The sequence below is a fragment of the Roseateles sp. GW821-FHT03B02 genome (genome assembly GCF_059421025.1).
Window position 1 is genome coordinate 1020046 of record NZ_JBWKUV010000001.1, and the last position, 20027, is coordinate 1040072.

General features: G+C 69.4%; 22 protein-coding genes. 12 read left to right on the plus strand and 10 right to left on the minus strand.

The genetic code is table 11. From position 1 onward, the window contains the following. The first annotated feature begins 28 nt into the window (after nucleotides 1–28). The 3 genes from lptA to AC07VX_RS04535 are packed head-to-tail and all read left to right on the plus strand — an operon-like array spanning nucleotide 29 to nucleotide 2939. Complete coding sequence (gene lptA, locus AC07VX_RS04525; protein WP_493162889.1) at nucleotides 29–649, plus strand: lipopolysaccharide transport periplasmic protein LptA; 621 nt, start codon at nucleotides 29–31, stop codon at nucleotides 647–649. Next, a complete protein-coding gene (gene lptB / locus AC07VX_RS04530; RefSeq protein WP_493162888.1) occupies nucleotides 649–1425 on the plus strand; it encodes an LPS export ABC transporter ATP-binding protein in 777 nt (258 codons plus the stop codon). The genes lptA and lptB overlap by 1 nt, the downstream gene beginning before the upstream one ends. A gap of 14 nt (nucleotides 1426–1439) precedes the next feature. After that, nucleotides 1440–2939 (plus strand): RNA polymerase factor sigma-54, encoded by a 1500-nt coding sequence (locus AC07VX_RS04535; protein ID WP_493162887.1) that lies wholly within the window; start codon nucleotides 1440–1442, stop codon nucleotides 2937–2939. A gap of 6 nt (nucleotides 2940–2945) precedes the next feature. On the opposite strand, the gene AC07VX_RS04540 is transcribed toward AC07VX_RS04535, so the two are convergent. Continuing rightward, the gene (locus AC07VX_RS04540; RefSeq protein ID WP_493162886.1) at nucleotides 2946–3779 is read right to left on the minus strand and encodes an AraC family transcriptional regulator; all 834 of its coding nucleotides are present in this window, start codon (nucleotides 3777–3779) and stop codon (nucleotides 2946–2948) included. Nucleotides 3780–3889: 110 nt separating this feature from the next. Between AC07VX_RS04540 and AC07VX_RS04545 the strand changes: the two genes are divergently transcribed. After that, nucleotides 3890–4819, plus strand: a complete 930-nt coding sequence (locus AC07VX_RS04545; RefSeq protein ID WP_493162885.1) for an alpha/beta fold hydrolase — start codon at nucleotides 3890–3892, stop codon at nucleotides 4817–4819. 34 nt (nucleotides 4820–4853) lie between these two features. Here the strand turns inward: AC07VX_RS04545 and AC07VX_RS04550 are convergent, their stop codons facing one another. After that, the gene (locus AC07VX_RS04550) at nucleotides 4854–5675 is read right to left on the minus strand and encodes an alpha/beta hydrolase (protein WP_493183873.1); all 822 of its coding nucleotides are present in this window, start codon (nucleotides 5673–5675) and stop codon (nucleotides 4854–4856) included. A gap of 112 nt (nucleotides 5676–5787) precedes the next feature. Between AC07VX_RS04550 and AC07VX_RS04555 the strand changes: the two genes are divergently transcribed. Both AC07VX_RS04555 and AC07VX_RS04560 read left to right on the plus strand, forming a co-directional pair. Further along, the gene (locus tag AC07VX_RS04555) at nucleotides 5788–7056 is read left to right on the plus strand and encodes a THUMP domain-containing class I SAM-dependent RNA methyltransferase (RefSeq protein WP_493162884.1); all 1269 of its coding nucleotides are present in this window, start codon (nucleotides 5788–5790) and stop codon (nucleotides 7054–7056) included. Further along, nucleotides 7043–7555 carry a hypothetical protein gene (locus tag AC07VX_RS04560; RefSeq protein WP_493162883.1) on the plus strand — a complete coding sequence of 171 codons (513 nt, stop codon included), beginning with the start codon at nucleotides 7043–7045 and terminating at the stop codon, nucleotides 7553–7555. The genes AC07VX_RS04555 and AC07VX_RS04560 overlap by 14 nt, the downstream gene beginning before the upstream one ends. Here AC07VX_RS04560 and AC07VX_RS04565 read toward each other — a convergent pair. From AC07VX_RS04565 to AC07VX_RS04595, 7 genes are all read right to left on the minus strand, one after another. Then, entirely contained in the window at nucleotides 7537–8700 is a 1164-nt protein-coding gene (locus AC07VX_RS04565) for an MFS transporter (RefSeq protein WP_493162882.1), read from the minus strand. The genes AC07VX_RS04560 and AC07VX_RS04565 overlap by 19 nt on opposite strands. Continuing rightward, the gene (locus tag AC07VX_RS04570) at nucleotides 8697–9410 is read right to left on the minus strand and encodes a 16S rRNA (uracil(1498)-N(3))-methyltransferase (protein ID WP_493162881.1); all 714 of its coding nucleotides are present in this window, start codon (nucleotides 9408–9410) and stop codon (nucleotides 8697–8699) included. The genes AC07VX_RS04565 and AC07VX_RS04570 overlap by 4 nt, the downstream gene beginning before the upstream one ends. Nucleotides 9411–9452: 42 nt before the next feature. Then, nucleotides 9453–9983, minus strand: a complete 531-nt coding sequence (locus tag AC07VX_RS04575) for a hypothetical protein (RefSeq protein WP_493162880.1) — start codon at nucleotides 9981–9983, stop codon at nucleotides 9453–9455. Between the two features lie 58 nt (nucleotides 9984–10041). Continuing rightward, a complete protein-coding gene (locus AC07VX_RS04580; RefSeq protein WP_493162879.1) occupies nucleotides 10042–11715 on the minus strand; it encodes a long-chain-fatty-acid--CoA ligase in 1674 nt (557 codons plus the stop codon). A 107-nt stretch (nucleotides 11716–11822) separates the two neighbouring features. Beyond that, nucleotides 11823–13298 (minus strand): NAD(P)(+) transhydrogenase (Re/Si-specific) subunit beta, encoded by a 1476-nt coding sequence (locus tag AC07VX_RS04585; RefSeq protein ID WP_493162878.1) that lies wholly within the window; start codon nucleotides 13296–13298, stop codon nucleotides 11823–11825. After that, a complete protein-coding gene (locus AC07VX_RS04590; RefSeq protein ID WP_493162877.1) occupies nucleotides 13295–13618 on the minus strand; it encodes an NAD(P) transhydrogenase subunit alpha part 2 in 324 nt (107 codons plus the stop codon). Before AC07VX_RS04590 ends, AC07VX_RS04585 begins: the two co-directional genes overlap by 4 nt. Nucleotides 13619–13622: 4 nt before the next feature. After that, nucleotides 13623–14738 (minus strand): Re/Si-specific NAD(P)(+) transhydrogenase subunit alpha, encoded by a 1116-nt coding sequence (locus AC07VX_RS04595; protein WP_493162876.1) that lies wholly within the window; start codon nucleotides 14736–14738, stop codon nucleotides 13623–13625. 82 nt (nucleotides 14739–14820) lie between these two features. Between AC07VX_RS04595 and AC07VX_RS04600 the strand changes: the two genes are divergently transcribed. From AC07VX_RS04600 to AC07VX_RS04620, 5 genes are read left to right on the plus strand one after another with little or no spacing between them, the layout of a single operon-like run. After that, nucleotides 14821–15318 carry an NUDIX domain-containing protein gene (locus tag AC07VX_RS04600; protein WP_493183863.1) on the plus strand — a complete coding sequence of 166 codons (498 nt, stop codon included), beginning with the start codon at nucleotides 14821–14823 and terminating at the stop codon, nucleotides 15316–15318. Nucleotides 15319–15330: 12 nt separating this feature from the next. Then, nucleotides 15331–16032, plus strand: a complete 702-nt coding sequence (locus tag AC07VX_RS04605) for a 2OG-Fe(II) oxygenase (protein WP_493162874.1) — start codon at nucleotides 15331–15333, stop codon at nucleotides 16030–16032. A gap of 25 nt (nucleotides 16033–16057) precedes the next feature. Next, complete coding sequence (gene mnmA / locus AC07VX_RS04610; protein WP_493162873.1) at nucleotides 16058–17179, plus strand: tRNA 2-thiouridine(34) synthase MnmA; 1122 nt, start codon at nucleotides 16058–16060, stop codon at nucleotides 17177–17179. Further along, on the plus strand, nucleotides 17176–18396 hold the full coding sequence (locus AC07VX_RS04615) for a sensor histidine kinase (protein WP_493162872.1): 1221 nt from the start codon (nucleotides 17176–17178) through the stop codon (nucleotides 18394–18396). The genes mnmA and AC07VX_RS04615 overlap by 4 nt, the downstream gene beginning before the upstream one ends. Next, the gene (locus tag AC07VX_RS04620; RefSeq protein ID WP_493183864.1) at nucleotides 18387–19040 is read left to right on the plus strand and encodes a response regulator; all 654 of its coding nucleotides are present in this window, start codon (nucleotides 18387–18389) and stop codon (nucleotides 19038–19040) included. The genes AC07VX_RS04615 and AC07VX_RS04620 overlap by 10 nt, the downstream gene beginning before the upstream one ends. Here AC07VX_RS04620 and AC07VX_RS04625 read toward each other — a convergent pair. Continuing rightward, nucleotides 19012–19527, minus strand: a complete 516-nt coding sequence (locus AC07VX_RS04625) for a CAP domain-containing protein (RefSeq protein ID WP_493162870.1) — start codon at nucleotides 19525–19527, stop codon at nucleotides 19012–19014. The genes AC07VX_RS04620 and AC07VX_RS04625 overlap by 29 nt on opposite strands. Before the next feature lie 122 nt (nucleotides 19528–19649). On the opposite strand from AC07VX_RS04625, the gene AC07VX_RS04630 reads away from it, so the two are divergent. Beyond that, nucleotides 19650–20018 (plus strand): hypothetical protein, encoded by a 369-nt coding sequence (locus AC07VX_RS04630; protein WP_495122008.1) that lies wholly within the window; start codon nucleotides 19650–19652, stop codon nucleotides 20016–20018. Nucleotides 20019–20027 lie beyond the last annotated feature (9 nt).

Genomic DNA, 20027 nt, shown 5'->3' on the forward strand with positions numbered 1-20027 from the left:
TAGAATGGCCTGCAACTTCCGTGCCGCCATGCATCGCCACCTGATCCCGCTCGCCCCCGTGCTCGCCCTGGCGCTCGCTCTGCCTGCCGCGCAGGCAGAGAAGGCCGACCGGCTCAAGCCCATGGTCTTCACGGCCGAGAAGCAGGGCCGGCTGGACGGCGTGAACCAGCGCACCGAGCTGGTGGGCAACGTCATCATCACCAAGGGCAGCCTGTTGCTGCGCGCCGAGAAGGTGGACGTGCGCGAGACGCGCGACGGCTACCACCAGGCCTTTGCCAGCGGCATGGCCGGCCAGCCGGTCAGCTTCCGCCAGGCGCGCGACGTGCCCGGCGAGGCCATCGACGGGGTCGCCGACCAGCTCGAATACGACACCAAGAGCGAGACCGTGCGCTTCATCGGCAACGCCACCGTGCGCCGCCTGCGCGGCACGGCCGTGGCCGAGGAAGTGACGGGTGCCGTCATCGTCTACGACAGCCGCACCGAGGTCTTCACGCTGGAGGGCGGCAGCGCCTCGCCCAACCCCAACGGCCGCACCCGCATCGTCATGATGCCGCGCGTGCAGCCGGGCGATGAGGCGGCCTCCGCGCCGGCCGCCGCGCCCCTGCCGCTGAAGCCGTCGACGACGCTGCAGCCGGGCAAGCCTTCGTGATGGCCGACGCTTCCGTGAGCGCCCCGGCGGCCTGCGGCAGCCGCCTCGAAGCCGAGGGCCTGGCCAAGAGCTACGGCGTGCGCCGCGTCGTCAAGGACGTGCATGTGCGCGTGGACTGCGGCGAAGTCGTCGGCCTGCTCGGCCCCAACGGCGCCGGCAAGACGACGAGCTTCTACATGATCGTGGGCCTGGTGCGCTCGGACGCCGGCGTCATCCGCATCGACGGCGCCGAGGTGCAGCGCCTGCCCATCCACTCGCGCGCCCGCCTGGGCCTGAGCTATCTGCCGCAGGAAGCCTCCATCTTCCGCAAGCTGACCGTCGAGCAGAACATCCGCGCCGTGCTGGAGCTGCAGCAGGACGACGACGGCCGCAGCCTCTCGAAGGGACGCATCGACGAGCTGCTGAACGGCCTGCTGCACGACCTCTCCATCGAGGGCCTGCGCGACAGTCCTGCGCCTGCGCTGTCCGGCGGCGAGCGCCGCCGCGTGGAGATCGCCCGGGCCCTGGCCACGCAGCCGCGCTTCATCCTGCTGGACGAGCCCTTCGCCGGCGTCGACCCCATCGCGGTGCTGGAGATCCAGCGCATCATCGGCTTCCTGAAGAGCCGCGGCATCGGCGTGCTGATCACGGACCACAACGTCCGCGAGACGCTGGGCATCTGCGACCGCGCCTACATCATCAGCGAGGGCGCCGTGCTGGCCGAAGGCACGCCGGACGAGATCGTGGCCAACGCGGACGTGCGCAAGGTCTATCTCGGCGAACACTTCCGGATGTAGCGGAAGCCGGCGCGATGAAACAGACGCTCCAGGTTCGCCTGAGTCAGCATCTCGCGCTGACGCCCCAGCTGCAGCAATCCATCCGTCTGTTGCAGCTCTCCACGCTGGAGCTGCACCAGGAAGTCGAGCAGATGCTGGCGACCAACCCGTTGCTCGAAACGGAGGAGGAGTTCACCGTCAGCACCCCCGAGCTGGCCGCCAACGCGCCGGCCGAGGCCGGCAGCAACGACACCGCCACCGACGGCGGCGAGGCCGAGGCGCCGGAGCTCAGCGGCGAAGACTTCGGCGGCACGGAGCGCGAGGACTGGGAGAACGGCACCGAACGCGACGACTTCGACGGCATCCGTGAGCTGCCCGCCAGCAGCGGCAGCGGCAGCGGCAGCGGCGAGGACGACGGCGAGCGCGAGAGCCAGGAGTCGGCAGAAGCCACGCTGGCCGAGCACCTCGCCCAGCAACTGGCCGGCCACCACCTGTCGGCCGAGGACCGCGCCGTCATGCAGGTGCTCATCGAGTCGCTGAACGAGGACGGCTACCTCGAAGACACGCTGGAGGAGATCGCCGCCGCGTTCGCCGAGGACGACGAGGAGCGCGAGGAATTGCTGGACCGGCTGCGCTTCGCGCTGCACCTGCTGCAGAGCCTGGAGCCCGCCGGCATCGGTGCGCACGACCTGTCCGAGTGCCTGGCGCTGCAGCTGCGCGCCCAGCCCAAGAGTCCGGCCCAGGTCATCGCCATGCTGATCTGCAAGCGCCACCTGGAGCTGCTGGCCCGGCGCGACATGCGGCGGCTGATGGCCGAGACCGGCGCCGACGAGGCGCTGCTGCGCGAGGCGCAGGCGCTGATCACCCAGCTCGAACCCAAGCCCGGCCGGCGCTTCGCGCAGGGCGCGGCGGCGGCCATCGTGCCCGACGTCATCGTGCGCAAGGTGGGCCGCGAGTTCCGCGTCATGCTCAACCCCGAGGTGGCACCCAAGCTGCGCATCAACGAGCTCTACGCCAACGCGCTGCGCGCCACGCGCGGCGGCATCAGCAACTCGCCGCTGGGCGGCCAGCTGCAGGAGGCACGCTGGTTCATCAAGAACATCCAGCAGCGCTTTGACACCATCCTGCGCGTCAGCCAGGCCATCGTGGAGCGCCAGCGCGGCTTCTTCACGCATGGCGAGCTGGCCATGAAGCCGCTGGTGCTGCGCGAGATCGCCGACGAGCTGGGTCTGCACGAATCCACCATCTCGCGCGTGACGACGGCCAAGTACATGGCCACGAGCTGGGGCACCTTCGAGCTGAAGTATTTCTTCGGCTCGGGGCTGAGCACCGAGGCCGGCGGCGAGGCCTCCAGCACGGCGGTGCGTGCGCTCATCAAGCAGTTCGTCGCGGCCGAGGACATCAAGAAGCCGTTGTCCGACAGCGCGCTTGCGGCCATGCTGGAAGAGCAAGGCATCCAGTGCGCGCGGCGCACGGTGGCCAAGTACCGCGAGGCGATGAAGATCGCGCCGGCGAATCTGCGCAAGGCGCTGTAGGGCGCCTCAAGCCAGGACCACCTCCGCCTTGCGCCATTCCCGCGGCGACAGCCCCGTGTGCGCACGGAAGGCGCGCGACAGCGCAGCCTCGCCGCCATAGCCCACCTCCGCGGCGATGTGCTTGAGCGCCCGCCCCTCGCGCAGCGCCTTCTGCGCCAGGCCGATGCGCCAGCGCTGCAGGTAGACGCCGGGCGTGCAGCCCACCACGTCGCGAAAGCTGTTGGCGAACACCGTGCGCGACATGCCTGCCGCCGCCGCCAGTTCCTCCAGCGGCCAGTCACGCCGAGGCGCATCGTGCATCGCCACAAGCGCGCCGCGCAGCTTGGGATGGGACAGCCCGGCCAGCATGCCCGATTCGACCCGCCCCTGGGCCATCAGCTCGCGGATGACCCAGATCATCAGCACCTCGAACAGCCGGTTCAGCATCAGCTGGCGCCCGCAGTGGGTGGCCTCGGCCTCGGCGAACAGCTGGGCCAGCACCGGCCCGCAGCTGGGCACCGTGGACAGGGGCAGGCAGATCCAGGCCGGCAGCGCCGCCGCGATGGGATGGCTGGCGCCGCCCTCGAACGCCATGTGGGCGCACAGGAACTGCGCGCCGCAGCTCGGGTCCGTCACGAAGCGGTGCGACAGCGGACGCGGGTAGAGCAGCAGGCTGGGCTCCGCGATGCGCAGCGGCTCGGCGCTGCCATGGTGGACCTCGACGCCACCCTCGCGGATCAGATGCAGCTGACCACGCCCCGCCTGGGGCTCCAGACTGTTGACACCGCACAGCGGGCCAACCTGGAAGGTTTCGGCCCGCACGGCGAAGTGAGCAAAGAGAGCGGCAAGTCGATCGGCCACGATCAGTACGGATTGCAAAGTTAAACGTACTTTACGGCATATCAGGTACGGGGCAGGCCGGCACAGTTCGTCCTGTCGCAAGACAGCCCCGTCACCCCAGGAGTTCCAACATGAACGCTCTCGCCCGCATCGCCCTCGCCGCAGCCATCGCCCTCGGGGGCATGGCCGTCCAGACCACGGCCTCGGCCGCCCCGGCCGCCGTCGTCGCCAGCCCCTTCGTCGCCGCCAGCGACGGCACGCCGCTGTACGTGAAGGACTGGGGCCCCAAGGACGGCCCGGTCGTCGTCTTCAGCCATGGCTGGCCGCTGAACGCGGACAGTTGGGAGTCGCAGATGCAGTTCCTGGCCGAGCGCGGCTACCGCGTCATCGCCCATGACCGCCGCGGCCACGGTCGCTCGGGCCAGCCCTGGACCGGCAACAACATGGATCAGTACGCCGACGACCTCGGCGCCGTGCTGGCGGCGCTGGACGTGAAGCACGCCACTCTCGTGGGCTTCTCCACCGGCGGCGGCGAGGTGGCCCGCTACATCGGCCGGCACGGCACGGCACGGGTTGCCAAGGTCGTGCTGGTGAGTGCCGTGACGCCCATCATGGGCCAGACGCCCACCCACCCCGAGGGCGTGCCCGCGGCCGTCTTCGACGGCCTGCGCAAGGCGTCGCTCGACAACCGCGCGCAGCTCTACAAGGACATCGCCAGCGGCCCCTTCTTCGGCTTCAACCGCCCGGGTGCCAAGCCCTCCAGCGGCCTCGTGGACAGCTTCTTCGCCCAGGGCATGCAGGCCGGCGCCAAGGCGACCTACGACAGCATCGACGCCTTCTTCCATTCGGACTTCCGTGACGACCTGAAGAAGTTCAACGTGCCGACGCTGGTCATCCACGGCGCCGATGACCAGGTCGTCCCCATCGAGACCACCGGCCGCGCCACGGCCAGGCTGGTCAAGGGTGCGCGCCTGATCGAGTACGCCGGCGGCCCGCACGGCATCACCGACACGCACAAGGACCGCCTCAACCAGGACCTGCTGGACTTCGTGCGCCAGTAAGCGCGTGGAGGCCGCCGGCTGCTGCCGGCGGCCCTCAGTCCGTCGATGGGCCCTTCTCCGGTGCCAGCGGCTCGAAGACAAAGCGCATGCCGCGCGAGTAGCTCTCGGCCTTGGTGCCGGCATGCCGCTCACCATCGATGGTGCGGTTCTGGAACACGAGCTCCGGATGTTTCAACTCCGGCAGCAGCGCCTGGTAACGCCTGATGCCGGCCAGGAAGCCGGGCCACTCGTATTCGGCCCCCGTCACATAAAGCCGCGCCTTGATGGGCTTGCCGGTGGCGGCATAGGCCCTGGCTTGGCCGATGATCCAGTCGCCGCCCACCACCACGGCCGGGCTGGCGGCGATGTAGCCCCTGAACAGCTCGGGCCTGGCATACATCGCATGCAGTGTGAACAGCCCGCCCAGCGAGCTGCCGGCGAGGTAGCGCTGCGCCGGGTCGGCGCGGTAGTCGCGCTCCACCAGCGGGAAGATGTCCTTCTCCAGCGACGCGATGAACTTGTCGGCATGGCCGGTGCCAAACGCCAGCGGCGCCAGCTTCACCGGCGACAGCTCCCAGCCACGCAGCTCGCCGTAGTCCAGGTTGTCACCCGCATAGCCCAGGCCCACGATGATGAACTCGGGCACGACCTTGTCGTAGTTCAGGTTGTTGTACGACGCGACGACGGTGGCGAAGTCCCAATACCCGTCGGTCACGTACAGCACCGGGTAGCGCCGCTTGGGCTCCTTGGCGAACGATCCCGGCAGGTGGATGTGCAGCTGGTAGGTGCGGCCATCGGCGTTCCTGGGCAGCGCGCGCAGCTGGGTGCTGGGTGCTGGGAATCGTGTGCGCAGGATAGGCCGGCACGGAGTCGGCAGCCTGCGCCTGCAGGGCGCCGAACAGGAAGGCCAGGGTCAGGACGATTCGCTTCATGGCTCGCACAGGTCTTGGACAACGCTGTCCAGTGTAGGGCCGGCGACAATCACGCCCGTGAGCCTGCCCAACAAGTTATCCCTCTTCGTGTCCTGCCCCGGTGGCGTCGAACCGCTGCTGGAGGAGGAGCTCAAGCGCTTCCTGCCGCCCGGCGTGCGCAGCAAGGTCGAGGCCCTGCGCGGCGGCTGCGGCCTGCTCGGCACGGCCGAGGACGTCATGCGCATCAACCTCGAAAGCCGGCTGGCCCAGCGCGTGCTGGTCGAGATCATCGAAGGCCCATACCGCCACGAGGACGACCTCTACTCGCTGGCCCGTCGCGTCGACTGGCGCGACTGGCTGACGCCGAAGCACACGCTGCGCATCGACACCACGGCCCAGCGCTCGCCACTGAAGAGCCTGAACTTCGCCGCGCTGCGCATCAAGGACGCCATCTGCGACCAGCTGCGCGAACACACCGGCGAGCGCCCCAGCGTGGACACGCAGCGCCCCGACCTGCCCGTCGTGCTGCACGTGGGCCCCGAGCGCGCGGCCATCTACGTGGACACCTCGGGCGAGCCCCTCTTCAAGCGCGGCTGGCGCATCGACAAGGGCGACGCACCGCTGAAGGAGACGCTGGCCGCCGCGATGCTGGCCGCCGCCGGCTGGCGCGGCGACAGCGCGCTGCACGACCCCTGCTGCGGCTCCGGCACCATTCCCATCGAGGCCGCGCTGATCGCCTGCGACTCGGCGCCCGGCCTGCAGCGCCGCTTCGCCTTCGAGCACCAGCTGCCGTTCTCCACCGGCGCCATGAAGCAGGCCTGGGGCGAGATGGCCCAGGCCGCCCGCGCGCGCATCCACCCGCCCGCCGTGCCCATTTACGCCAGCGACGTGGCCTTCCGCATGGTCGACTTCGCGCGCCGCAATGCCGAGCGCGCGGGCGTGGCGCAATACATCCAGTTCAACGGCGGCGATGCGCTCGAACGCCCGGCACCGCAGCTGCCCGAGGGCATGGCCGGCGTCATCGTCATGAACCCGCCCTATGGAGAGCGCATCGAGGTGCGCGGCAAGGCGGCGATGTCGCGCGATGCCGGCGGCAGCGAGGAGCGCGACGCCGGCGACGACTTTTTCCCGCGCCTGGCCGCGCACTGGAAGCGCCAGTACACCGAGAACCCGGCCGGCTGGACGGCCTGGATGCTCAGCCCCGACATGAAGCTGCCGAGCCGGATGCGGCTGAAGGAATCGCGCCGCGTGCCGATGTGGAACGGTCCCATCGAGTGCCGGCTGTTCCGCTTCGACCTCGTCAAGGGCTCGGCGCGCAAGGTCGGCGAAGGCGATGCGCCCGCGTGAGCTGATCGCCGCCGCGCTGCTGGCGCTGGCCGCGGCCGCCGCTCAGGCCGAACCCTGCACGCTGGTCTTCGGCCAGGGCCGCAACCCGCCGCTGCGGGGCGGCCCCGACTGGGACGACCTGAACCAGCGCTTCAACGCCGCCGTGGCCAATGCGCTGGACACCGAGGGCCGGCGCGTCTTCCCGATGACGGCTTCCGCCGTGCAGGTCGACCCCGAGACCGCCGGCATTGCGCTGCTGCAGGAAGCCGACCGCCTGCGCTGCGCCACGCTGGCCGAGACCACCGTCTTTGCCGACGAGCAGGACACGCTGATCGTGCGGCTGCGCGTCTACCCGCTGCTGCCCACGCTGGGCGACGGCGGCGCCATCGTCGGGCTGCGCATTGGCGCGCCGCTGTTCGTCACGCAGCGCGACCTGGACCTCAAGGCGCTGCTGCGGCTGAAGCTCGATCTGGTCGGCCAGCAGATGGCGGCCGAATACCTTCAGCACGACCGGCGCTGATACAGCGCCAGGCCCGCGAGTGCCGCCGCGCACAGCGCGATCGGCACCAGGCTGGCCCAGTTCATCCACTGCCAGCCGCCCGTCGTGACCAGCGCGCCCGAGGAGAACGAGGTCAGCGTCATCGTCGCGTAGACGCCGGTGTCCAGCAGCCCTTGCGCGCGCGTCTTCTCCTCGGGGCGGTAGGCCCGGGTAAACAGCGTCGTGCCGCCGATGTAGAGGAAGTTCCAGCCCACGCCCAGCAACAGCAGGGCGCCGAGAAAATGTTCCAGGTCCTGCCCCGCCAGCGCGAAGGCGACGCAGCCCAGGTTGAGCAGCACGCCCACCGCCATGACGCGCAGCACGCCGAAGCGCTTGATGAGCGCCCCCGTGAAGAAGCTCGGCACGAACATGCCCAGCACATGCCATTGCAGCACCATGCCGGCGTCGGCAAAGGGCAGACCGCACTGCCCCATGGCGATGGGCGTGGCCGCCATCAGCAGGTTCATGACGCCATAGCCGAGCGCACTCGCCGCCAGCGCCACGAGGAAGACCGGCTGACGCGCAAGCTCCGCGCTGCTGCGGCCGCCCGCACCTGGCGCGGGCCGGGCCAGCGCGGGGAAGTCGATCAGCGAGATCAGCAACAGGCCGGCCAGCGCGACGACCATCAGCAGCAGATAGGCGCCGGCAAAAGGCGCCACGAGCAGGTTCTTGCTGACGCCGGCCACCCACGGCCCGAGCACCGCGCCCAGGCAGCCACCGGCCAGCACCCAGGAAATGGCGGCCTCGCGCCGTTCGGGCGCGACGAGCTCGGTTGCCGCGAAACGGTAGAGCGCTGCGCCGGCGTTGTAGTAGCCGGCGATGAGCGTGGCCAGGACGACGCCCCAGAACTGCTGGTGGGTCACGCTCCACAGCGCGATCGCGCAGCTCGCCACGGCGACGAGCAGGCCGATCTGGAAGCCGCGCCGCCGCCCGAAGCGCAGCTGGTGCCGCCCCACGAGGCGTGCCATCAGCGCACCACCGGCCACGTAGGCGCAGATCGGCAGCGTCGCCATCCACGGCCGCGGAGCCAATGCCAGGCCGACGAGGCCATTGATGGCCATGAAGCAGATGTTGTTGGTGAGGAAGAGTCCCTGGGCCAGCACCAGCAGGGCCAGTTTCCTGTTCACGACAAGGCGAGCCAGGACATCACGGCCAGCGGTGCCGTGTCGGCGCGCAGCACGCGCGGGCCCAGCGTGACGGACGCGAAGCCGCGGGCGCGGGCCGCATCCTCCTCGGCGTCGCTCAGGCCGCCTTCGGGGCCGCTGAGAAAGAGCGCCCGCTGCTGCGGGAAGGGGGCCAGCGGCAGGGCTGCGCGCGGACTCAGCAGCCCGCGCCATTCGTCGGCGTGATCCGCCAGCGCCGCCAGCCAGGCAGCCAACGGCAGCACCGGCCCGACGCGCAGCGGCACCGTGCGCCCGCACTGCTCTGCCGCGGCAATAGCCACGCCCTGCCAGTGCGAGCGCTTCTTGTCGGCGCGCTCGCCGCTCAGGCGCAGCACCGAGCGCTCGCTCATCAGCGGCTGGATGGCGGTAGCCCCCAGTTCGGTCGCCTTCTCGACGAGAAAGTCCATGCGGTCGTTGGCGGGCATGACCACGGCCAGCGTCACGGCACGCGCCAGCTCGCGCTGCGGCTGCTCGGCGGAGATCAAGCGCACCCTCACCTCGCTGCGCCCCATGGCCGTCACCTCGGCCTGCCATTCGGGGCCGCTGCCGTCGAAGAGGGTCAGCGCGTCGCCAGGCTGCAGGCGCAGCACCTGCACATGCCGGGCCGCGCCGGGGGTCAGGGCGATGTCGCCATCGATGGCGACGAGGGGCTGGTCGACGAAGAAGCGGGGCAAGGCGGTGGACTGGCGGCGGGGACGGCCCGCCAGTGTCCCAGATCAGCGCAGGCCGAGTGCCTCGCGCACGGCGGCCGCGGCCGCGTCGCCCTTGGCCTTCTGCACGCGCTCGACGAGCTGCAGCGCCAGTGCCTGCAGCGCCGCCAGGCTGTCGGCGCGCTCCACCTCCAGCGCGAAAGCGTAGCCCTTGAAGGGGCCGAGCAGCTTGGTGGCCTCGCCGCTCAGGTAGGTGTAGAGCGCCGCGCGGTCCAGCAGCGGTGAACCGCTGGCCGGGGCCTGGGCGGCGGGCGCTGCTGCCGGCGTGGGGACCGCTGTCGGGGCCGGCGCGGGTGCGGGCGCAGGCGGGGGTGCCAGTGGCTGGCCCGCCGCGTTCTGCGGTGCGATCAGGCCATGCTGGCGCAGCGTCACGAAGTCGGCCTCGGTGGCACCCGCGACGAGGCGCACCCATTCGCCGGCCGGCTTGCTGGCGTCCAGCACAAGCAGCAGATTGCGCGCGGTGCGCGACAGCGGCAGGGTGCGCGCGCGGATTTCCGCGCGGCCGGCATCAGTCTTGGAGTGCAACAGGTCGATCACGTTCTCGGGCCTCGCCCGCGCGCGGCATCACCGCTCGCAGGCCATCGGGAGGAAGCATTCAGCTCTTGTCCCGCAACTCCCTGCGCAGGATCTTGCCCACGGGCGTCTTGGGCAGCTCAGTGCGGAACTCAACGATCTTGGGGCGTTTGTAGCCGGTCAGGTTGGCTTCGCAATAGGCCCGCACGTCGGCCTCGGTGACATTCGGGTCTTTCTTCACGATGACGACCTTCACGGCTTCGCCGGCCTTGCTGTCCGGCACGCCAACGGCGGCGCATTCCAGGATGCCAGGCATCTGCGTGAGGACGTCCTCGACCTCGTTCGGGTACACGTTGAAGCCGCTGACGAGGATCATGTCCTTCTTGCGATCGACGATCTTGAAATAACCACGTTCGTCGACGGTGCCGATGTCGCCGGTCCGGAAGAAGCCGTCGGCCGTCATGACCTTGGCCGTCTCGTCCGGGCGCTGCCAGTAGCCGGCCATGACTTGCGGACCCTTGATGGCGATCTCGCCGGGCTGGCCCATCGGCACTTCGTTGCCGTCATCGTCCAGCAGCTTGAGCTCGGTCAGCGGCATGGGCAGGCCGATGGTGCCGCTGTAGGCGGTGCTGTCGGTCGGGTTGCAGCTGGCCGACGGCGAGGTCTCGGACAAGCCGTAGCCCTCGACGATGGGGCAGCCGGTCTTCTCCAGCCACAGCTTGGCCGTGGCCTGCTGCACGGCCATGCCGCCGCCCACCGAGATGACCAGGCGGCTCCAGTCCACCGTGCCGAAATCGGGGTGGTTGGCCATGGCCATGAACAGCGTGTTGACCGCGGGGAAGCTGTGGAAGCGGTGGTTGGCCAGCTCCTTGAACACGGCCGGCAGGTCGCGCGGATTCGGAATCAGCACGTTGGCGCCGCCCATGTGCATGGACAGCATCATGTTCGTGTTGAAGCCGAAGATGTGATATAGCGGCAGCGCGCAGATGGTGACGACCTGCTCGCCCTTCGGAATCTTCTTGAGCGCCGGCTGGTACCAGGCTTCGCTCTGCAGGATGTTGGCCACCAGGTTGCGGTGCAGCAGCACGGCGCCCTTGGACACGCCGGTGGTGCCGCCGGTGTACTGCAGCACGGCGATGTCGTCCGGGCCCAGCTTGGGCGCCTTGTAGGTCAGGCCGCGGCCCTTGGCCAGCGCATCGTTGAAACGCACGGCGCCAGGCAGCTCGAAGGCCGGCACCATCTTCTTCACCTTGCGCACGACGTAGTTGACGATGCTGCCCTTGACCAGGCCCAGCATGTCGCCCATCGCGGCCAGGATGACGTGCTTGGTCGGCACGTTCTTGATGACCTGCTGCAGCACCGAGGCGAAGTTCTCGATGATGACGATGGCCTTGGCGCCGGAATCTTTGAGCTGGTGCTCCAGCTCGCGCGGCGTGTACAGCGGGTTCACGTTGACAACGACGAAGCCCGCGCGCAGCACGGCGGCCACGGCCACCGGGTACTGGAACAGATTGGGCATCATCAGCGCCACGCGGTCGCCCTTCTCCAGCCCCAGGCTTTGCAGATAAGCCGCAAGCGCGCGCGAGGCCTCGTCCACCTGCGCGAAGCTGACGCTCTTGCCCATCATCAGATAGGCGGGGCTGGCTGCGTTCTTCCTGAACGAGGTGTCCAGCAGGTCGACCAGGCTGGGATAGAGCGACGTGTTCACGTCGCGCGGCACTTCGGCCGGGTAATGCTTCAGCCAGATCGGCTCCATGCCTTGTCTCCTTCTTCTTGACTGGCGGCGATTCTGACCGAAGGCTGACAGCGAGCGGCTCAGGGGATTCGATAGCGCTCTCTAGGAAGCGCCTTGCGCGGCGCGCGCTACTCGACGGCCTTGAGCATGTCTTCGACCACCTTCTTCGCGTCCCCGAAGACCATCATGGTCTTGTCCATGTAGAACAGCTCGTTGTCCAGGCCCGCATAGCCGGCTGCCATCGAGCGCTTGTTGACGATGATGGTCTTGGCCTTGTGGGCTTCCAGGATGGGCATGCCGTAGATGGGGCTGCCCTTCACGTGCGCGGCCGGGTTCACGACGTCGTTGGCGCCGAGGATGATGGCCACGTCGGCCTGGGCGAACTCGGCGTTGATGTCTTCCATCTCGAAGACCTGGTCGTAGGGCACCTCGGCCTCAGCGAGCAGCACGTTCATGTGGCCCGGCATGCGGCCGGCCACCGGGTGGATGGCGTACTTCACCGTCACGCCCTTCTCGTGCAGCTTGGCAGCCAGCTCCTTGACCGCATGCTGGGCGCGCGCCACCGCCAGGCCGTAGCCGGGAACGATGATGACCGTCTCGGCATTGCCCATGACGAAGGCCGCGTCGTCGGCGCTGCCGCTCTTCACGTTGCGCTGCTGCGCCGCGCCCGCCGCCGGGCCGCCCGCCTCGCCACCGAAGCCGCCCAGGATGACGTTGAAGAACGAGCGGTTCATCGCCTTGCACATGATGTAGCTCAGGATCGCGCCCGAGCTGCCCACCAGCGAGCCGGAGATGATCAGCATGGGGTTGTTCAGCGAGAACCCGATGCCCGCGGCGGCCCAGCCGGAATAACTGTTGAGCATGCTCACCACCACCGGCATGTCGGCGCCGCCGATGGGAATGATGAGTGTCACGCCCAGCACGAAACCCAGCGCCACGACGATCCAGAACGCATGGTGGTAGCCCGCCAGGCAGAACACCGCGCAGCCCCACAGGGCCAGCAGGCCCAGCAGCAGGTTGAGCCAGTGCTGGCCCTTGAACACCACTGGCGCGCCCTGGAAAAGGCGGAACTTGCTACCGCCCGAGAGCTTGCCCCAGGCGATGACCGAGCCGGTGAAGGTGATGGCACCGATGAAGGCCCCCAGCGCCAGCTCCAGCCGGTTGCCCATGGGGATGGGCGCGAGCGCACGCGCGGCGACGCCGTCCTCGGCCGCGATGCCGGCCAGCGCGGCATCCAGCGGCGGCGTGATGCCGAAGGCGGCCGGCTCGTAGACCGCGGCCACCGCGATAGCCACCGCGGCCAGGCCGATCATGCTGTGGAAGAAGGCCACCAGCTCGGGCATCTTGGTCATCTCGACCGTCTTGGCCTTCCAGGCGCCGAAGCCGCCGCCGACGACCAGGCCGAGCAGCACCCAGCCCAGGCCGACGGCAGAGCCCGCCAGCTTGACGATGAGCGCGGCCGTGGTGAAGGCGGCGATGGTCATGCCCACCATGCCGAACAGGTTGCCGCGGATGGACGTTGTCGGATGCGACAGCCCCTTCAGCGACTGGATGAAGCAGACGCTGGCGATCAGGTAGAGCAGCGTGACGAGATTGAGGCTCATGCCTGGCCCTCCTTCTTCGCGGCGGGCTTCTTGTCCTTCTTCTTGAACATCTCCAGCATCCGCCGCGTGACGAGGAAGCCGCCGAAGATGTTCACGGCCGCCAGCGCCACGGCCAGCACGCCCATGCCCTTGGCGAAGGGCGTCTCGGTCAGCGCCGCCGCCAGCATGGCGCCGACGATGACGATGGCCGAGATCGCGTTCGTCACGGCCATCAGCGGCGTGTGCAGCGCGGGCGTGACCGTCCAGACGACGTGGTAGCCCACGTAGATGGCCAGCACAAAGATGATGAGATTGATGATGGTGTGGTCGACCATTTCCATGGCTTCAGCTCCTCGTGACCTGGCCGTCTTGCGTGACGCGGCAGGCCGCGACGATGTCGTCATCCAGCGGCACGTTGAAGGTGCCCTCCTTGGTGATGACGAGCTTCAGAAAGTCCAGCACGTTGCGGGCGTACAGCGCCGACGCATCGGCCGCGACCAGTGCCGGCAGATTGGTTTCGCCGACGATGACGACGCCATGCTTGGTGACCGTCCTACCGGCCTCGGTCAGCGGGCAGTTGCCGCCGGCCGGGGCCGCGATGTCGACGATGACCGAACCCGGCTTCATGGCCTTGACCATGTCCTCGGTGACCAGCACCGGCGCTGCGCGGCCGGGGATCAGCGCCGTCGTGATGACGATGTCGGCCTGGGCCACGCGCTTGGCCACCTCGGCCTTCTGACGGTCCAGCCAGCTCTGCGGCATGGGGCGGGCATAGCCGCCGACACCTTCGGCCGCCTCCTTCTCCTCGGCCGTCTCGTAGGGCACGTCGATGAACTTGCCGCCCAGCGACTCGACCTGCTCCTTCACCGAGGGCCGCACGTCGCTGGCCTCGATGACGGCACCCAGCCGCTTGGCCGTGGCGATAGCCTGCAGGCCCGCCACGCCCACGCCCAGGATGACGACGCGCGCCGCCTTCACGGTGCCGGCCGCCGTCATCAGCATCGGGAAGAAGCGCTGGTAGCGGTCGGCCGCGATCATGACGGCCTTGTAGCCGGCGATGTTGGCCTGGCTTGAGAGGACGTCCATGCTCTGCGCGCGCGTCGTGCGCGGCGCGGCCTCCAGCGCAAAGCTGGTCAGGCCTGCACCGGCCATGGCCGCGAGGCCGTCGCGGTCGAAGGGGTTGAGCATGCCGACCAGGGCCGTGCCCGGCTTCATCAGCGCGAGCTCGTCGGCCGCCGGCGCACGCACCTTCAGCACCAGTTCGCTGGCCAGCGCCGCGGCCTGGTCGACGATCACGCAGCCCACGGCTTCATAGGCCGCGTCGGTGACGCTGGCACTGACGCCGGCGCCGGACTCGACGCGCAGCACATGGCCCTGGGCCTTCAATTTCTTCGCCGTTTCTGGCGTCACAGCCACACGGGTCTCTCCGGCCGCGCGTTCGCGCGGGACGCCGATCTGCATGGAATCTCCTTGCGGGCAGGGGTGCGGCGCAGCTTACACAATGGATGCACTCGCCCGGTGCGGGATATCGAGAGGAAGTTTCATGGCTGGTACAGACAGGTTTCGCCCCAGCGTGACTGTCGCTGCGGTGATTGCGCGGGAAGACCACTACCTGCTGGTCGAAGAAGACACACCCGAGGGCCTGATGCTGAACAACCCGGCGGGACACCTGGAACAGGGTGAGACACCGCTGGAGGCCGTCGTGCGCGAGGCGCTGGAGGAAACGGCGCGCGCCTTCACGCCCGAGGCTTTTCTCGGCGTCTACCTGGCCCGCTTCGTGCGGCCGGCACGTTTAGAGGATGTCACCTATGTCCGGCTGGCCTTCTGCGGCGCGGTGGGCGAGGCCATCGCCGGTCGCAGTCTGGACGAAGGCATACGCCGCACGGTGTGGATGACCGAGGCCGAGCTCGCCGCCTGCGCGCACCGCCACCGCAGCCCGCTGGTGCTCCAGTGCGTGCGGGACCACGCGGCCGGGCGGCGGCTGCCGCTGCAGGCCGTCTTCAGCCACGCCTCTCTGCGGACGCCCCAGGTCAAGGGCTGAAAATCCGCGTCCATGACGACACCCGACTTCATCGAGGTCTACGAGCAGGCCCTGAGCCCCGGCGCCTGCCAGGCATTGATTGAGCGCTTCCTGGCCAGCCCGCACGTGCAACGCGGCGAGACCGGCAGCGGCGTCGACATTGGCATGAAGGACAGCTGGGACATCGCCATCAGCCGCCACCCCGAGTGGGCCGACGCCAGCGCCCAACTCAACGACGCAGTCATCCGGGGCTTCAAGCACTATCTGCGCCGCTATGCACACCTCGCGCTGGCACCGCTGAAGCTGCAGATGCAGCAGCCTGACGGCAGCATGGCCCTGCTGGATGCCGACAGCGTCGCCGCACTCGGCGACGACCTGCTGACGGGCCTGATCGCCAAGGTCTTCCGGCCCGGCGCCATCAACCTGCAACGCTACCTGGCCGGCCAGGGTGGCTACCCCTACTGGCATTGCGAGCAATACCCCAGGCTCGACCAGGGCGAGGCCCTGCACCGGGCCGTGCTGTGGACCCTGTACCTGAACGACGACTTCGCCGAGGGCGAGACCGAGTTCCTCTACCAGGGCCGCAAGATCGCGCCGCGCACTGGCAGCCTGCTCATCGCGCCGGGCGGCTTCACCCACACCCACCGCGGCAACCGCCCCCGGGGTGGCGACAAGTTCATCGCCACCTCCTGGGTGCTTTACCAGCGCGCGGAAAACCTGTTCGGCCAAGGCTGAAGGGGCGTTTGGGACAATCGCGCCCATGAGTTCAGCAGAAAAAAAGCAGCGAGTCGTCGTCGGCCTGTCCGGCGGCGTGGACTCGGCCGTGACCGCCCACCTGCTGAAAGCACAGGGGCACGAGGTCGTCGGCATCTTCATGAAGAACTGGGAAGACGATGACGACGACGAGTACTGCTCGACGCGCCAGGACTTCCTGGACGCCGCCTCGGTGGCCGACGTGCTGGGCATCGAGCTCGAGCACGTCAACTTCGCGGCCGAGTACAAGGACCGCGTCTTCGAGAGCTTTCTGCACGAGTACCAGGCCGGCCGCACGCCCAACCCCGACGTGCTGTGCAATGCCGAGATCAAGTTCAAGGCCTTCCTCGACCACGCCATGCGCCTGGGCGCCGAGAAGATCGCGACGGGTCACTACGCGCGGGTGCGCGAGGTCGACGGCGAGTTCCAGCTGCTCAAGGGGCTGGATCCGCTGAAGGACCAGAGCTATTTTCTGCACCGGCTGACGCAGGCGCAGATCAGCAAGGCCATGTTCCCGGTGGGCCACCTGCCCAAGACCGAAGTGCGCCGCATCGCCGCCGAGATCGGCCTGCCGAACGCGAAGAAGAAGGACTCGACCGGCATCTGCTTCATCGGCGAGCGGCCGTTTCGCGAGTTCCTGAACAAGTACCTGTCCCACCAGCCGGGCCCCATCAAGGACGAGCGCGGCCGCAAGCTCGGCGAACACGTGGGCCTGTCCTTCTACACGCTGGGCCAGCGCCAGGGCCTGGGCATCGGCGGCGTGAAGGAGAAGGGCTCGCCGCGCGGCGGTGGCGAGCACGAACCCTGGTTCGTTGCCGCCAAGGACATCCCGAACAACACGCTCATCGTCGTGCAGGGCCACGACCACCCGCTGCTGCTGAGCCCGTCCCTCGTGGCCGACGACCTGAGCTGGGTCGCCGGCCGTGCGCCGGCCCCTGGCACGGCGGCAGCCAAGACGCGCTACCGCCAGGCCGATGCGCCCTGCAGCGTCGGCTTCGATGCCGGAGGCCGCCTGACGCTGCGCTTTGCCGAGCCTCAGTGGGCGGTGACGCCGGGGCAGAGTGCGGTCGTCTATGACGGCGAGGTCTGCCTCGGGGGCGGCGTCATCGCCGCGGCTCCCGCCGCATGACCAAGCTCGACCGCCTGCTCGCACGCCTGGCCGAGCCCGGCGTGGTGCTGCGGCTGGCAGCCCTCGTCGTCTGCGCAATGGAGCTGGTCAGCGCCGGCGCGGCGCTGCTGGGTGCACGCACCGAGCCCTACGACGGCCTGGTCGCCTGGGTCTGGCGCGCGGCCGGTGGCGGCGCCAATGACCGCGGACTGCTGCTGCTGTGCGTGGGCCTGCTGCTGGCCTTCGTCGCGCTGATGTGGCGGCTGGCCAGCCAGGGCACGACCGTCGTCGCCGTGAACCGGCGCCTGGCCTGGCTGCTGCTCGTCGACCTGCTGGCCTTCGGCGTCACGCCGGGCCTGCCCTTCCTGGTCACGGCGCTGGCCGCCGTGCTGCTGCCGGCGCGGCTGGCCCTGGGCTTCGGCTTTGCCCAGGTGCTGCTCAACACCGGCATCTACGCCGCGCCGCAAGCCACCGCCTGGCTGGACCAGTTCGGCCTGCTGTCCTCCATGCTGGCCCTGCACGGCCTGGCCTTTGGCCTGGGGCGCATGGCCGCAGCCGAAGGCGAGAAGCGCCGCTGGTTGCAGGCTCTGCTGGCCGAGCAGCTGTCCGGCGAGCACCTGCTGGCCGAGCAGATGCGCTACAGCGAGCGCATGCAGATCGCCCGCGAGCTGCACGACCTGATGGGCCACCACCTGACGGCGCTGAACCTGCAGCTGCAGCTGGGCGGTGCGCTGCTGGCGCGCGCGGATGCGGGCGGCGCCGGCCAGGCCCTGGACCGCGCCCAGGGCGTCGCGGCCCAGCTGCTGGCTGACGTGCGCGAGTCCGTGTCGCAGCAACGCAGCTCTCAGCGCATCGACCTGTCCGCGGCGCTGCAGGCCCTGGCCGAGGGCATCGCCAGCACGCGCGTCGAGCTGACGCTGGACGAAGCCGCGCGCGACCTGGGGCCCCGCGCGGCCCATGCGCTGCTGCGCTGCGTGCAGGAAGGCGTGACCAATGGCGTTCGTCATGCCGGCGCGCGTCGCGTTCTGGTCGAATTGCGCGGCCAGGGCGACGAGATCGCCGTCAGCATCGACGATGATGGGCGCGGCGCGCCGAACTGGCAGCCGGGCCGGGCCGAGGGCTTTGGCAATGGCCTCTCGGGCATGACCGAGCGCATGGCCGAACTGGGCGGGCAGATGCGCGTCACGCGTGTGAGCCCTGGGTTTCGAATCGAGCTGAGATGTCCGCGATGGGTGTGATCAAGATCCTGCTGGTCGAAGACCAGCAACTGGTGCGCGAAGGCCTCAAGGGGCTGCTGGCCCTGCACGACGAGCTCAGGGTCGTCGGCGAGGCCAGCGATGGCGCCGAGGCGCTGGAATGGCTGTCCGCCGCCGCGGCCGACGACATGCCCGACCTCATCCTGTCGGACATGCGCATGCCGCGCCTGGACGGCATCGGCCTGATCCGCGCACTGGCCGCGCGGGCCCTGCGCCTGCCGGTCGTGCTGCTGACCACCTTCGACGACACGACGGCCTTCGACGAAGCCGTGCGCGCCGGCGCGCGCGGCTTCCTGCTCAAGGCCATCAGCCCCGAGACGCTGGCCCAGGCGCTGCGCGACGTGCATGCCGGCGGCACGTCGCTGCGGCCGTCGCTCACCACCCGCATGGAGGCCAAGGGCGGCGAGCGCGCCTTCACGGCGGCCGACCATCCCGATCCGCTCAGCCCGAAGGAGCTACAGGTGCTGAGGCTGGTCGCGAGCGGCCGCAGCAACACCGAGATCGCCGGCCTGCTGGGCAACAGCGAGGGCGTCATCAAGAACCACTGCTCGGCCATCTTCTCCAAGATGGGCGTGCGCGACCGCACGCAGGCGGTGCTCAGGGCGATCGATCTGGGCTGGATCTAGGCCGAGGCGTGACCGCCGGTGCGGCCAGGTGCAGCACCCAGTAGTGACGCAGGCGCCCCGGCACCGCCACGCAGGCTGCGCCGACATGGATGTACTCGGGGCGCATCAGCGTCTCGCAATGCCCTTCGCTCGACAGCCAGAGTTCCAGTGCCTCTTCCAGCGTCGCCGGCCCACCGCCGAGCACTTCACCCGCACTTGCCATGGGGTAGGCCACCGCTCTGAGACGCTGGCGGAGCGTGCCGCCATGCGCTCCGCCATGGCTGATCTCTTCGCGAGCGGCCATCTCCCCGGCGTAGGCCACGGTCGACGCGGCGAGACGCTCGTCCCACGCGACGGCGCCGGCCGCCCCATGCGTCGTGCGGCCGCATTCCCGCGCAACCGCCCGGATGCGGTTGAGCGCCTGCACGACGTCCGACGGCGCTGGCTGGCAGGCCGGGGCGAGGGCGTGGGAGATGCAGAGCAGGACGAACAGGCAGACGCGTGACATCGGGCGACATCGGGCAAAGGATTGGCACAGGGATTGTCACGGGCCCGTGCTTGCACGACCATGCCCGCATGACACTTCCCTCACTCGGGCTGCGGCACGCCGCACTGGCCGCATCGGCCGCAATGACCTTGCTGCAGGGCTGCGCCGTGGCGCAGACGTCGCCGGCAGGTACGGAGCAACTGGCATCGCAAATCCAGGCGCTGGTGGGAGACGCGGCCTGCAACAGCCCGGCCCAATGCCGCACCATCGCAGTCGGCGCCAGGGCCTGTGGAGGACCTGACAGCTATCTGGCCTGGTCAACGCTGCGCACGGACGAGCAACGGCTGCGCGAGCTCGTGAAGCAGCATGCCGAGCAGCGCCGGGCCGATGACCGCGCGAACCGCGCCGCATCAATCTGTCTGATGGAGACGGACCCCGGCGCCAGCTGCCGCGCCCGCCGCTGCACGCTGAATCCGCGCGGCCAGGGCACGGCGCCGTCGCGGGCTGACTGAGAGAGCCAA

What these genes read in the sequence shown, in the direction of transcription:
- AC07VX_RS04600 (WP_493183863.1), top strand. Translation starts at nt 14,821, where the DNA reads ATGGCTGGTACAGACAGGTTTCGCCCCAGCGTGACTGTCGCTGCGGTG.
- mnmA (WP_493162873.1), top strand. Translation starts at nt 16,058, where the DNA reads ATGAGTTCAGCAGAAAAAAAGCAGCGAGTCGTCGTCGGCCTGTCCGGC.
- AC07VX_RS04620 (WP_493183864.1), top strand. Translation starts at nt 18,387, where the DNA reads ATGGGTGTGATCAAGATCCTGCTGGTCGAAGACCAGCAACTGGTGCGC.
- AC07VX_RS04630 (WP_495122008.1), top strand. Translation starts at nt 19,650, where the DNA reads ATGACCTTGCTGCAGGGCTGCGCCGTGGCGCAGACGTCGCCGGCAGGT.
- lptA (WP_493162889.1), top strand. Translation starts at nt 29, where the DNA reads ATGCATCGCCACCTGATCCCGCTCGCCCCCGTGCTCGCCCTGGCGCTC.
- AC07VX_RS04615 (WP_493162872.1), top strand. Translation starts at nt 17,176, where the DNA reads ATGACCAAGCTCGACCGCCTGCTCGCACGCCTGGCCGAGCCCGGCGTG.
- AC07VX_RS04590 (WP_493162877.1), bottom strand. Translation starts at nt 13,618, where the DNA reads ATGGAAATGGTCGACCACACCATCATCAATCTCATCATCTTTGTGCTG.
- AC07VX_RS04605 (WP_493162874.1), top strand. Translation starts at nt 15,331, where the DNA reads ATGACGACACCCGACTTCATCGAGGTCTACGAGCAGGCCCTGAGCCCC.
- AC07VX_RS04585 (WP_493162878.1), bottom strand. Translation starts at nt 13,298, where the DNA reads ATGAGCCTCAATCTCGTCACGCTGCTCTACCTGATCGCCAGCGTCTGC.
- AC07VX_RS04625 (WP_493162870.1), bottom strand. Translation starts at nt 19,527, where the DNA reads ATGTCACGCGTCTGCCTGTTCGTCCTGCTCTGCATCTCCCACGCCCTC.
- AC07VX_RS04535 (WP_493162887.1), top strand. Translation starts at nt 1,440, where the DNA reads ATGAAACAGACGCTCCAGGTTCGCCTGAGTCAGCATCTCGCGCTGACG.
- AC07VX_RS04560 (WP_493162883.1), top strand. Translation starts at nt 7,043, where the DNA reads ATGCGCCCGCGTGAGCTGATCGCCGCCGCGCTGCTGGCGCTGGCCGCG.
- AC07VX_RS04545 (WP_493162885.1), top strand. Translation starts at nt 3,890, where the DNA reads ATGAACGCTCTCGCCCGCATCGCCCTCGCCGCAGCCATCGCCCTCGGG.
- lptB (WP_493162888.1), top strand. Translation starts at nt 649, where the DNA reads ATGGCCGACGCTTCCGTGAGCGCCCCGGCGGCCTGCGGCAGCCGCCTC.
- AC07VX_RS04595 (WP_493162876.1), bottom strand. Translation starts at nt 14,738, where the DNA reads ATGCAGATCGGCGTCCCGCGCGAACGCGCGGCCGGAGAGACCCGTGTG.
- AC07VX_RS04580 (WP_493162879.1), bottom strand. Translation starts at nt 11,715, where the DNA reads ATGGAGCCGATCTGGCTGAAGCATTACCCGGCCGAAGTGCCGCGCGAC.